The sequence below is a fragment of the Flavobacteriales bacterium genome (assembly GCA_013214975.1).
Classification (GTDB): domain Bacteria; phylum Bacteroidota; class Bacteroidia; order DT-38; family DT-38; genus DT-38.
In genome coordinates, this window is record JABSPR010000331.1 from 1 (window position 1) to 12,980 (window position 12,980).

Consider the following 12,980-nt stretch of genomic DNA (forward strand, 5'->3'; position numbering starts at 1 on the left):
AAAGCAACGTTGTATAATACAATGGATCTATTGATTGATTGCAACTTGGTTAAAAAACATCAATTCGGGAAAAATTTAGCCCAATTTGAAAAGTCGTATAACTATCGTCAACACGATCATGTTATATGTACTAAGTGTGATAAGGTAGTTGAATTCTGCGATCCCAGGATTCAAGATATCAAATCGATGATAGAAAATGTATACAAATTTAGCAACCTAGAACATTCGCTAAATCTGTTTGGATTATGCGACACCTGTGAATCAGAGGTGGATCAGGATATAAAAGAATCTACCGGGAACGACTAAAGTAACGGTAACAGAAAAAAACAAAATAAGTCAAACATAATAGTGATTTAAAGAAATGAAAGTTGATGTATTATTAGGTCTTCAATGGGGAGATGAGGGAAAAGGTAAAATCGTGGATGTTCTTACACCGAACTACAAAGTAATCGCAAGATTCCAAGGTGGTCCAAACGCTGGACACACGTTAGAATTCGAAGGCATTAAACACGTTCTACATACTATCCCTTCAGGTATATTCCATAAGAAATCTATTAACGTAGTTGGCAATGGTGTTGTGATAGATCCTGTAGTTTTTCAAGTAGAAATTGACAAGCTAAGAGAGATGAATGTTGACTACAAGACCAACTTGTTTTTATCTAAAAAAGCTCATTTAATTTTACCTACACATAAGTTGCTAGACGCTGCTTCAGAGCAAGCAAAAGGAAAACATAAGATCGGCTCTACATTAAGAGGAATCGGCCCTACTTACATGGATAAAACTGGCCGAAATGGTTTAAGAGTTGGCGACATTAATTCAGCTAATTTTGAAGAGAGATATAATTTCCTAAAGGAAAAGCATCTACAAATCCTAGATTTCCACAACTTTGAGTATGATTTAGCTAAAGCTGAAACGGCCTTCTTTTCAAGTATAGAAAAGCTTAAAGAACTAAAGCAATTAGATAGCGAGCACTACCTTAACAACAAATTAAATGAAGGTAAATCCATACTTGCTGAGGGCGCACAAGGGTCATTATTAGATATCGATTTCGGATCTTACCCTTTTGTAACATCTTCGACTACAACATGCGCAGGCGCTTGTACTGGACTCGGAGTTGCTCCAAATAAAATAGGAGAAGTAATTGGCATATTTAAAGCTTATTGCACTCGAGTTGGAAGTGGCCCCTTCCCTACCGAGTTAGAGGACGAAACAGGTGAGGCATTAAGAAAAGCAGGACATGAATTTGGAGCTACTACTGGCAGACCAAGAAGATGTGGATGGATTGACCTTCCTGCGCTTAAATACACGATAATGCTAAATGGTGTTACCCAACTGATTATGACGAAGGCAGACGTGTTAAGTAACTTTAAAGAAATCAAGGCGTGCACTCATTACAAATACAATGGTGAGACCATCGATTATTTTCCTTATGATGTAGATCCTGAACTAGTTCAACCTATATTCAAAACAATAAAAGGATGGGATAATGATCTAACAGGAATGTCATCGATAGATGAAATCCCAACTGAGTTAAACGATTACATAACGTTTTTGGAAGCCGAATTAAAGACTCCTATTACAATCGTTTCAGTTGGTCCTGACAGAACACAAACATTACACAGAACAGCTGTTCTAGCTTAGACAAATAAATTAAAGACGCATCGAGAAGAGCACGAGAAATTAATATTCAAATGAGAAAGTCAGCCATTTCGAGCATCTTATTTGTTTGTATAATTTTATTTTTTGCCTCTCCCCAAATTTCATTTGCGAAGAAGAAGATAGAGCTTCTTGCTGCCGACATCTTAACCTTTGATGAATCCTTAGGTAAAAACGCAAAAAGACTTCTAGGTAACGTCGCATTTAAACATGGCGAAGCTATAATGCATTGCGATAGCGCGCATCTATTAACCAAGACCAACATTCTTATCGCTTATGGTAATGTGCATATTACCAAAGGGAGTTCTCTAGATATATATGGGGATGAAGTCTATTACGACGGAAACACCAAGCTTGCGGATATAAAGCGTAACGTTAAGATGATAGACAAAGACGTTACACTCTTTACCGAATACATGATTTACAATATGGATCTAGATATCGGCAAATACACTAATCATGGAAGAATTATTGATGGAGAAAGTGTCTTGGTAAGTAAGCAAGGAAACTATAATAGCACCTACAAAACACTAAATTTCAAAGACAGCGTCAAAATCACCAACCCTTCATATACGATCACATGCGATACTCTGCATTACAATATAAATACAGATGTAGCAAATTTCCTAGGCCCAACAGAGATAGTAGAAAAGAGTAGTTACATCTATTGTGAAAGAGGCTGGCATAACTCAAAAAACAACACTGCCCTATTTACAAAAAATGCTTTTATAGAATCGGATGGTCAGCGTGTTGAAGGGGATAGTCTCTTTTATGACCAAGACAAAAATGAAGGAATTGCAAAGCACAACGTTGCCATAATAGATACTGCAAATAATACTACAGTTGTTGGAAATTATGCCCGTTTCAAAAATAATGGTACAGATGCTATTGTAAGCGACCATAGTGTACTTATTCAGATTCACAACACAGATACTATGTATACTTATGGCGATACATTAAAAATAAGATATGACAGCATCTCGGATAGCCAAGATTTCTTTGCCTATTACCATGTAAAATTATTCCGACCCGACATGCAAGGAAAATGTGATTCAATGGCCTACTCTGAATCAGACTCTACTATTCGAATGTTTAACAATCCTATATTATGGTTTGATGATTATCAATTAACTGCAAGTCATATTACTATTGAGACATATGATAGCGAGGTTAAATCATTTCATTTAGATCAAAATGCATTTATTGCATCCATCGATGATTCTATAAATTACAATCAAATAAAAGGAGATACAATGCTTGGTTATTTCAACAATAACAAGCTTCAAAAGATACATGTTATTGGAACCGGAGAAAGTATTTTTTTCATTAGAGATGATAACGAGGAAAAAGAATTAATCGGAGTTAATCAGGCAACGAGTAAAGAAATGTGGATTCATGTTCTTGATAATGAAATAAACAGAATAAACTACGTATCGTCTCCCGTTGCAACGATGTACCCTCCAGAAGATTTTAAAGAAGAAGAAGAACCGTTTCTATCTAATTTTAAATGGCGAGGCTCCGAACGCCCACTTAGTAAAAAGGATATATTTATTCAGGAATAGGTACTAACCTAGTAGTCGAGCTTGCCAACTATCTTTTATCGGATTCACCCAATTGGCCTCTAAATCAGACTTCGTCTCAATTAGATTATTAAAGACCAAAGTATTCGCATCACACTCCTTATTGGCAATTTTATTCTCAAAATCAGAGAGAGAACAATTTACAATTAGATCGCCATCGTAATAAGCCACTACCATACGGTCTAATAGTTTCACACCAAAACGTTCTTCTAATTCAGAAACAAACTTAAATGACTTATCAATAGAGCATCCTGTTGCTCCTGCGTGATTTTCATCCACTGCAACAACAACAAATAAATCATGAAATACTTTAATAGAAGCTTCTAACATTGCTCCGTGTGCGCTCCATTGATTTACAAAATCCGAGGCACTCGATTCAATCAAAGAATTCTCCTCAGCGGAAAATTTGCGATTGGATTGATAAATCCAAATTCTGGATTCCCCAGAGAGACTATCAAAAGATCTCATTCTAGAAATCTCCTGCTTTTACAACCAGTTCGGTGATATCCATAACTTCAACTGACTCTTCTTTTTTGAAATGCTTAACACCATCTGTCATCATTGTCATACAGAAAGGACATGCCGTAGCAATAATATCGCTGCCTGTCTCAATAGCCTCTTCTGATCTTTCTATATTAATATCCTTATCTCCTTTTTCAGGATCCTTGAACATTTGAGCACCACCTGCACCACAGCACAACCCTCTACTTTTAGCTCTTTTCATCTCAACAAGATCAGCATCTAGTCGTTCTAAAACTGACCTAGGAGCTTCATATATCTCATTTCCTCGGCCTAAGTAACAGGAGTCATGGAATGTTATTTTCTTTCCTTTAAACGACTCTCCTCCTTCTACAACAAGTTTTCCTTCATTAATCAATTGCTGTAAATATGTTGAATGATGAACGACTTCGTAATTACCACCTAAATCAGGATATTCATTTTTCAATGTATTAAAGCAATGCGGACATGCTGTAACGATCTTTTTTACATCGTAAGCATTCATTATTTCAATATTTGTCATTGCTTGCATTTGAAACAAGAACTCATTACCAGCTCTTCTTGCAGGATCCCCAGTACATGTTTCTTCTGTCCCAAGAACGGCAAACTTAATACCAACTTTAGTAAGTATTCTTACGAAATCTTGCGTCACCCTGATGTATCTATCATCAATGGACCCAGCACAACCAACAAAGAATAAAACATCTGGCTGCTCACCTCTTTCTGCCATTTCTGCCATCGTAGGTACATTAGCAATCTTAGAAGCAGATGCAATTATCTCTGGCTCTACAGGAGCCTCCGCTGGATCAGCACTTTCAACACTAGCATCAGGTGTTTCTTCAACTGGTGTACTTTCTTGATTTGAATCTACATTCGCTTCTGCATTTGACTCATTCTGAGATTCAGCTAAAGACTCTTCCGTATTTTCTATACCCTCTGTTGTCATTACGTTCTAGTATTATTAATTAATTGTAATATCTTCTGCCCACTTCATTCTATCCTCTTGTGCAAAAGACCAAGGAGCACCGTTATTTTCAATATTAGAAAACATTTCATTAAACGATTGAGGAGCTTCTGCAGCTTCCATTACTAAGTTCCTTCTCATGTCAATTATCATTGTAACATGATCAATATTTACTGGGCATTCTTGCACGCATGCATTACATGTAGTACATGCCCATAACTCTTCAGGTGTTATATACTCAACACCTACAAGGCTCTTATCATCTGAATATTCAGGATCTTTCGCTAAACCAGGGCCTTTATCATTCATCCTTCTTCTAGTATCCACCATTATTTTTCTAGGTGACAATAGTTTACCCGTAATATTTGCTGGACAAACATCCGTACATCTTCCACATTGTGTACATGTAAGCGAATTTGCGAAATCTTTCCAGCTTACATCTTCAATATCTTTAATTCCGAATTTCATTTCCTCATCATCATCTCCACCTTCTACCTCTTCATCCAGTTCCATCATTATTCGAACTTCCTTAGTAATGTGTGGCATGTTGTTCAAATGAGTTAAAGGACCCATTTTCGTAAAGAACACATTTGGAATAGACATGATTACGTGGAAATGCTTTGAATAAGGCAGTATATTTAAGAAAGTAAATACTAATACGATATGCGCCCACCAATTGAATTCGAAGAAAAACTCTTGCCCTTCATGAGACATTGAATCTATCAATCCAAGCAACATTGAACTAATCGGATATGATCCCACTAAGTCGTTGCCTGCTATTTTAAGATATCCCATATTCATCCCTATCAAGGATACCATCAAAAAAGTAATCATTAATAAGGCAATCGTAGCATCTATTGTAGAGCCTTTGGTCATTTCCACACCACTAAACCTTTTGATAGTTATAATATGGCGACGAGCCAAAAAGATTACGCATGCAACAACAATAATTGCAGCAAATACATCTCCCGACCATGTGATAAAGTCATAAACGGGTCCAAGGACTCCTAAAATCCGTTCTGTTCCTAGCATACCATCCACAACCATTTCACCAGTTCCAACAGTAATAACCATAAAACCCCAATAGACTAAGGCATGCAAAAACCCAATCATAGGTTTTCTTAAAATCTTTGTTTGCCCAAAAGCTACTTTAAGAGTTGTAGTAATACGCTCGTTCACATTGTCCAATACATAACCACCTTGAGTTATTTTGAAAAATGAGATTAATCTCATTATTGTATAAGAGAATAAACCAAGCCCTAATGCCATAAATGCGAAGAACGCTATCTGTTTAGTCATTGTTAATTAATTTGATTTGTGTATAGCTACAATAGAAATGGACAACTCCATTATTTTTTCCTTACTTTTTTTTACTTCTTCTTGATTCCTCCTTTACCTTCTTTTTCTGTCCTTTATCCTTCTTCCCAAATACAGAAACCTGTACATATCTATTAGGATGATCTTTCATGTCTTTGAATAATAAATCAAGATCCAAAGACGCCTTTTCTAAATTTCCGTAAAGAACTGAATCCTTTAGAAGTTTACCAAGAGTTCCCTCTCCTTTATTTATGTTATTCATCATTATTGTCATCTCCGTAAAGGCATCATTTGCATTATTTATTGTTTGCGTTATGTCCGCGTCAGCAATAGAATCGCTAATTGCTCTAAAATTCCTGATAGTGGCAGATAATTCACCACTATTGCCTTTTAAACTAGATGTTAAATACCTGGTATCATCTACGATTCCTTTCATTTGAAATCTATTCTCATATACCATTGAATCCACATTAATAGAAGCCTTTTCCAAATTATGAAGTGCCCTTTTAATCGTCACAAAACTTTCAGATAAACTTTCCCTTGCATTTTTATCTAGAACGGCTGTTACAACAACCATCACAGAATCTATCGACTGAATTAAATTCTCGGCTTTTAATTTCAACGGGACTACTAAATCATTAACATCATCCGACAGTGACTTTGCAATTTCAGAATTTAACGTATCGCCAGATATATGATATCGTCCCAAATATGCCGATTCCTTAATAGATAAGTTCATATCAGCACCAGTATCCTGTGCAGAGTCCTGTTCTCCAGATATTGACGGCATGCTTATTTCTTCAATAGAGAGAGAGTCTTCTAAAGTGAGTAACTCAGGAAACATCAAGTCAATGGCTTTGCTTTCCATTAATCCAAGCCCCTTAATCTTTGCATTTGTTCCTCTCGGGATTCTTAAGTTCTTATCGTGTATAACAAATTTCACCACCAACTTGCCTGTTCCATCCATGGCAATATCCTTAACAGAACCCACCTTAAAACCATTAAGTACAACTTGATTACCAGCAGCCAATCCGTCTACGCGCTTGTACTTTGCAAATAAGATGCGTTGGTCGCTGAACCAGCTTTTATCGGCCATGAAATTCACCCCTACAATAAGCAGTGCAACTGCTACCACCATGGTAACACCAATCTTTATTTCTTTTTTTCCTTTCAAATCAATTGCCAGCCTTCTTACTCAGCTCAATAGCTTCAGACAAATCTATTCTCTCCTGGCCTAAAAAAGCTACTACAAAAGCCCCCTTAAACCCTACTTCTCTTGCGTGATTCTGTAAATTTACGGCAGCTTTGATATTATCCTCACTTCCGTACACAAACTTATTCACTCCTTTATCCACATAAATTCCGATCTTAGTCAGGCCATTAAAGTTATCCGGAATCAATTCAACAAGATTAGTTGACGACCTCACTTGAACCCTAAAACGCAGTTCAGGCTTAGCTTTCAATTCCATATCGACCTCCTCCCTCTTCGTTTCTTTTATATCCTCATCAATTACTAATGGCACGTCTATCACATCATCAACCGAAACTGTTTCACTACCCAATGATTTATGAACAACATTCCCGGATTTTTGATCCGCACTTTTCACTAGATCCAACACCTCTTTTTTAACCTGAATTTCATCTTTATTTTCAAGCTTTAGGGATTCAACATCCGCTATACCTTTATTCTCTTTTTCAACTGAATCTTCAATAGACCCTTGAGCCGGACTTTTTTCCGTTTTGTTCTTTTGAATAGATTCCGTTTCAATACCCTTCTCACGTATTATAGTATCAGCGAGCGCAGTAATTTCGCTTTTAACTTCAGCTAACTCTTCTGTATTCTGCGAAACTTTTTCTTGCTTATCAGCTATAACCTCCACAGCCTTTTCCTCGATAGGCTTCTCTATTATATCTTCCACAACGAGAGGCTCTTTTTTCACCACCTTCACTTCAACCACTCTTGCTTTAACCTCTTTAACAAAACTTGATACATCTACTCCTTCAACCTCGGCCTTATAGTCTCTAAATGCCCGGAAAATGGCGGAGGCTATATAATCCTGTCCCTTTGTAGACATCAAGTATTTTTGCTCAGCAAGGTTGCTTAGAAATCCTGTTTCAATTAAGACTCCAGGCATAGCAGTCTTGTAGAGAACTAATAGACCCTGCCTTTTCACACCTCTACTTTTCCTTCCTGCCCTATTTTTAAATTGATCTTCAACTTTAGCGGCAAAATACACACTCTGACTAATGTGTTGACTTTGATAAAGACTAAAAATAATCTCCGTTTCTGGAGCATTTGGATCAAAGCCATCGTAATTATCCTTGTAATTTTCTTCTAATAGAACTACAGAATTCTCACGTATAGCTGCCATATTCCGACCTTCATTGGTACCCATAACCAGTGTTTCGGTTCCATGCGCCGCAGCTGGACCCGAATTCACGTGAATACTTATAAACAGATCTCCATTATTCTCATTTGCAATTGTGGCTCGCTGCTGTAACGTAGGGAAAATATCCGTTTTACGTGTATAAACGACCTTGACGCCTTCTAGCTTAGTCTCGATGTAATGACCCAATTTCAAAGCCACACCTAAGGCAATTTCTTTTTCTTTTACTAAACTCCCTACTGCACCTGGATCTTTTCCTCCATGACCGGCATCAATAATAACTGTGTTTATCCCCCCAGCAATCACTAATTTTGGCATGAAACATGCCGTCCCAAAGAGACCAAGACAAATTAACAGAGCAGCTATGCGAATCGTTGGCATATATATATTTTAATAACCATTATACAAGAGTTTCACCATAATGCTATTTATGAGTAATTTTGGCGTTACCTCTGCTATGCAAGCAAAAATAACAATTAAAGTTTTGCGTTCGAATCGCCTATTATTAAAACTTTTTAACGTGAGTCTGTTATTAGCTCCGATGCTTTTACTAACCCTTGTTAGTACGGCTCAGAGCAATAACAATAGCGTCATTACCAATAATGATACCATAGGTGTTGGCATAGATTCTATAGCAAATACAATCGCAAGAGATCCTAATTCTAGTACAATCGAAGCCAAAGTTTTTTATGAAGCGGATGATTCGTTGGTTTTTAATTTAAAAGAGAAGAAAGTATATCTCTACAATAATGCAGAAATTAAATACGAAACAATTGAGCTGATATCAGATAAAATAAGTTTCGACCTTACTAATAACATTGTTCACGCCGAAGGAACCAAAGACAGTTTAGATAGAGATATTGGCGAACCTGTTTTTACAGATAAGGATGAAACCTTTAATGCCCACACTATTGATTACAACTTCAAAACAAAAAAAGGAAAAATCAATAAAATTATTTCAAAGCAAGGTGAAGGTTATATACATGGTACAGATGTCAAGAAATTTGAAAACAATAGCATGTACATCAAAGACGGAAAATATACCACATGCGCGCATAAAAATCCCCATTTCTATATTGGAAGTACTAAGCTCCGAATAATTCCAGAAGACAAAATTGTAAGTGGACCTGCCCTCCTTTATATTGGAGATGTACCTACACCTCTAGGGGTTCCTTTCGGGTTTTTCCCTATTTCCAAAGGCCGTTCTTCTGGAGTATTAATACCTGCATATGGGAATTCCCCTTCACTCGGCTTCTTCCTCGAAAAAGGTGGATATTATTTGAGTTTAAGCGATCACTTTGATTTAGCATTAACTGGATCTCTATGGACACTCGGATCATGGAATGCGAATGCGGAAATGCGATACAAGAAAAGATATAAACATGATGGGAAATTCAAACTATCAACGTCGACCATTAAGCTAAGTGAAGAAGGGCTGCCAGACTATAGCCTCAGGAGAGATTACAATATACTCTGGCAACATAATCAAGACATAAAAGCTAACCCTTACCGAAGATTTAATGCCAATGTAAACTACCAAACTCAATCTTTCGACAGGTTTAACGCAGAGGATATCACGAAAAAGCTAACGAATACATACATATCGTCTATCTCATACATCTTCTCGAATCCAGATAAAAAGCACACACTGTCAACTAATTTAAGACACGAGCAAAACAGACAGAACCAAACAATGAGCTTTACGCTTCCACAGGTTACATTGAGCCGAAAGCGTTTTTTCTTATTCGATAATATTGAAAGAGCAGCGGGCAAAAAGCCTCTTCCTAAAATTGGAGTTTCATACATAATCGACTCTAAGAACCAAGTTACAACCCCTGGCGAACTTTCGCGAGATAGCCTCGATATATTACTTGATAAAAACATAGGAATAAGAAGTGTTGGTAATGTTGGAACATCAATAAAATTGAAGCATATTACATTTGCACCCAAGTTTAAAATAACCAATAGAACATATTTTCAAAAAGCACAGTTCGACTACACAGGGGGTGAAATACACCTAGACTCAAGTGTAACAAAAACTGTTGTTCCTGAAATAAACAACATATACAACTACAGTATATCCGGGGATTTCACCACGAATCTATACGGTATGTATCAGTTTAAAAGAGGGAATGTAAAAGCGATAAGACATGTAATAACCCCTACCGTAGGTTTCAAATACCAGCCAGATTTCGGACTGGATAAATATGGATATTACACGGAAATCACAGACGACTCTCTTAACTCTGCAAATTTTTCTTATTACGAAGATGGAATTTACAAGTATCCTTCTATGGGTGACCAAGGCCTTTTAACCTTTAAAATACAGAATAACTTGGAGATGAAAGTAAAAACCATAAAGGATAGTGTAGAAACAACTAAAAAAGTAAAACTATTCGAACGATTAAACTTCTCTACAAACTACAATGCATTAGCAGATTCAATGAATTGGAGCAACATAGAAACTAATGGCTCTGTGAAACTCGGCAAGTTCTCTGACATTACTTTCAGATCTTACTTCGATCCGTATATCACCGACAGTTTAAATTCGCCTTTAAATACATTTGCTTGGGACGACAGAAAAAAAATTGCTCGATTTACTGATGCAAATATTAGTGCTAACCTTCGTCTATCTGCAGGAGGACCAAACAAGAAAAAGAAAACAAGCGACAAAATTAGTCCAGAAGAACTAGCATACATTAACAATAACATGGATTTATTCATGGACTTCGAAGTGCCCTGGTCGTTAAAACTAGGTTATCAACTTCGCTTAAACAGAGAGTTTATGAGTAAAGATTATTTCACTTATATCCCGGATACTATCGGTTTGGGAGATGCCATGGTAATCGATTCTATCCGAACGAAACGAACTATAATGGTAGACTCGGTTATGCTAAAACCATCACTTCAATTCTCTGGAGACATTAACATTACGGATAACTGGAAATTATCCTTCCGATCAGGTTACGACTTTGTAGATAAAAAACTTACTATGACACGGCTCACTGTAATCCGGAATTTACATTGTTGGGAAATGCGATTTACTTGGGTTCCCTTTGGACCTCATCAATCTTATACATTTGATATAAATGTAAAATCTTCAGTATTACAAGACTTAAAACTTAGCCGGAAACGAAAATTTACCGACTTTTAACATATATACATTAAACGAACCATGAAAACTATCATACATACAGAAGCAGCACCAGCACCAATTGGCCCTTACAACCAGGCAATTTTGAAAAATGGAACGTTGTATATCTCCGGCCAGATACCTCTAGACCCTGTTAGTGGCGAAATAGTAAATTCGGATATAGTTGCTGAAACTAAACAAGTAATGGAAAACCTAAAGGCTGTACTAGAAGCAGCGTCTATGGATTTATCTAATGTTGTTAAAACTTCTATCTTTATATCAGACATGAACGATTTCGGGAAAATAAACGAAGTTTATGGCAATTATTTTACATCAGAAGAACCTGCTAGAGAATGCGTTCAAGTCGCAAGATTACCTAAAGATGTTAACGTGGAAATATCGGCAATAGCCTGTGAATAGTATATAATTACTATATGAGGATATTATTTATACCCCTTTTTATTTTCTCACTATTATTAACGACTCAACACTTGGTGACGGCTATTGATAATCCGGCCACAAACGCTAGTACTGAGAATATTTCCGGCAATCTCCCCTTAATTAATAGCAATTCCAGTTCAACATCAAGTGAACTGTTAACGGCTAATGCTGGCATGCTGCCTAGTACAGATTCTGAATTCCATTTAAATTTTCATCGGTTTAAAGAATGCCTATTCTTCATAACTACTATTTCTATTTTCTTAGGCATTGCAGTTATTTTACACATACTGATTAAAAAAATTAATTAGCACACCTGTTTACATATAAGTATGTGGCAAAAAGAAATAAGTCTACCTGCTTTCAAAAGAGGCTTCCATATAGTCACAAATATTATAGAAAGACATCTTGACGAACTACCCGAAGCAGGTATACTGCATGTTTTCATCAAGCACACGTCTGCTGGACTTACAATAAATGAGAATGCAGACCCATCGGTTCTAACAGACTTCGAAAACAGCTTTAATCATGTCGTAAAGGAAAGAGAGCCCTTCTACACACATATTTACGAAGGAGACGACGACATGCCCGCACATATTAAGACAGCAATGGTTGGCACCTCCCTATCAATTCCAATTACAGACCACTGCTTAAATCTTGGTACGTGGCAGGGAATTTACTTATGTGAGTTTCGAAATCACGGTGGGGAACGAAAACTCGTTCTAACGATACATACATAAAAAAAGCCCCTTACTGAACGTAAGAGGCTTTTATAAATTCTAGTATTGTCCCGTCCTGAAATAGCGTTACACAAATTCAGTAACCCTATGAAAGACAGTAATTATATAAAAGCGTACTCAGGAAGATTATTCGTTATCCTTAAAACTTCAAATAGTTCAAGAAATAGAACGAGGAGAGCTATCGACCCATGGAGCTCTTAGGAAATATGGAATCCAAGCCAGATCTACCGTTGTAGGTTGGTTAAGAAAACATGGTAAATTTGATT

11 protein-coding genes are annotated in these 12,980 nt (G+C 36.7%); 6 read left to right on the forward strand and 5 right to left on the reverse strand.

Annotated features, from left to right (window positions below):
* The 3 genes from HRT72_10595 to HRT72_10605 form a co-directional block, all read left to right on the forward strand.
* On the forward strand, window positions 1–306 hold a 306-nt coding region (locus HRT72_10595; protein ID NQY68151.1), incomplete at its 5' end, for a transcriptional repressor.
* 55 nt (window positions 307–361) lie between these two features.
* A complete protein-coding gene (locus HRT72_10600; GenBank protein NQY68152.1) occupies window positions 362–1,642 on the forward strand; it encodes an adenylosuccinate synthase in 1,281 nt (426 codons plus the stop codon).
* A gap of 50 nt (window positions 1,643–1,692) precedes the next feature.
* Entirely contained in the window at window positions 1,693–3,219 is a 1,527-nt protein-coding gene (locus HRT72_10605) for a hypothetical protein (protein NQY68153.1), read from the forward strand.
* Window positions 3,220–3,222: 3 nt separating this feature from the next.
* On the opposite strand, the gene HRT72_10610 is transcribed toward HRT72_10605, so the two are convergent.
* From HRT72_10610 to HRT72_10630, 5 genes are all read right to left on the reverse strand, one after another.
* On the reverse strand, window positions 3,223–3,705 hold the full coding sequence (locus HRT72_10610) for an ABC transporter ATPase (GenBank protein ID NQY68154.1): 483 nt from the start codon (window positions 3,703–3,705) through the stop codon (window positions 3,223–3,225).
* 1 nt (window position 3,706) lies between these two features.
* Window positions 3,707–4,474 (reverse strand): (Fe-S)-binding protein, encoded by a 768-nt coding sequence (locus HRT72_10615; GenBank protein NQY68155.1) that lies wholly within the window; start codon window positions 4,472–4,474, stop codon window positions 3,707–3,709.
* A 222-nt stretch (window positions 4,475–4,696) separates the two neighbouring features.
* The gene (locus HRT72_10620) at window positions 4,697–5,998 is read right to left on the reverse strand and encodes a (Fe-S)-binding protein (GenBank protein NQY68156.1); all 1,302 of its coding nucleotides are present in this window, start codon (window positions 5,996–5,998) and stop codon (window positions 4,697–4,699) included.
* Window positions 5,999–6,059: 61 nt separating this feature from the next.
* On the reverse strand, window positions 6,060–7,190 hold the full coding sequence (locus HRT72_10625; protein NQY68157.1) for an MCE family protein: 1,131 nt from the start codon (window positions 7,188–7,190) through the stop codon (window positions 6,060–6,062).
* 1 nt (window position 7,191) lies between these two features.
* Window positions 7,192–8,784, reverse strand: coding sequence for an N-acetylmuramoyl-L-alanine amidase (locus HRT72_10630; GenBank protein NQY68158.1), 1,593 nt, complete (start codon window positions 8,782–8,784; stop codon window positions 7,192–7,194).
* Between the two features lie 139 nt (window positions 8,785–8,923).
* Between HRT72_10630 and HRT72_10635 the strand changes: the two genes are divergently transcribed.
* The 3 genes from HRT72_10635 to HRT72_10645 all read left to right on the forward strand — a co-directional run bounded on the left by HRT72_10635 (window position 8,924) and on the right by HRT72_10645 (window position 12,714).
* Entirely contained in the window at window positions 8,924–11,557 is a 2,634-nt protein-coding gene (locus HRT72_10635) for an LPS-assembly protein LptD (GenBank protein NQY68159.1), read from the forward strand.
* Between the two features lie 21 nt (window positions 11,558–11,578).
* A complete protein-coding gene (locus tag HRT72_10640; GenBank protein ID NQY68160.1) occupies window positions 11,579–11,956 on the forward strand; it encodes a RidA family protein in 378 nt (125 codons plus the stop codon).
* 350 nt (window positions 11,957–12,306) lie between these two features.
* Window positions 12,307–12,714, forward strand: a complete 408-nt coding sequence (locus HRT72_10645) for a YjbQ family protein (protein ID NQY68161.1) — start codon at window positions 12,307–12,309, stop codon at window positions 12,712–12,714.
* Window positions 12,715–12,980 lie beyond the last annotated feature (266 nt).

Excerpts from the sequence above, each read along its gene's own strand:
- HRT72_10630 (NQY68158.1), bottom strand. The coding sequence starts at position 8,784 with ATGCCAACGATTCGCATAGCTGCTCTGTTAATTTGTCTTGGTCTCTTT.
- HRT72_10600 (NQY68152.1), top strand. The coding sequence starts at position 362 with ATGAAAGTTGATGTATTATTAGGTCTTCAATGGGGAGATGAGGGAAAA.
- HRT72_10615 (NQY68155.1), bottom strand. The coding sequence starts at position 4,474 with ATGGCAGAAATGGCAGAAAGAGGTGAGCAGCCAGATGTTTTATTCTTT.
- HRT72_10620 (NQY68156.1), bottom strand. The coding sequence starts at position 5,998 with ATGACTAAACAGATAGCGTTCTTCGCATTTATGGCATTAGGGCTTGGT.
- HRT72_10640 (NQY68160.1), top strand. The coding sequence starts at position 11,579 with ATGAAAACTATCATACATACAGAAGCAGCACCAGCACCAATTGGCCCT.
- HRT72_10605 (NQY68153.1), top strand. The coding sequence starts at position 1,693 with ATGAGAAAGTCAGCCATTTCGAGCATCTTATTTGTTTGTATAATTTTA.
- HRT72_10645 (NQY68161.1), top strand. The coding sequence starts at position 12,307 with ATGTGGCAAAAAGAAATAAGTCTACCTGCTTTCAAAAGAGGCTTCCAT.
- HRT72_10610 (NQY68154.1), bottom strand. The coding sequence starts at position 3,705 with ATGAGATCTTTTGATAGTCTCTCTGGGGAATCCAGAATTTGGATTTAT.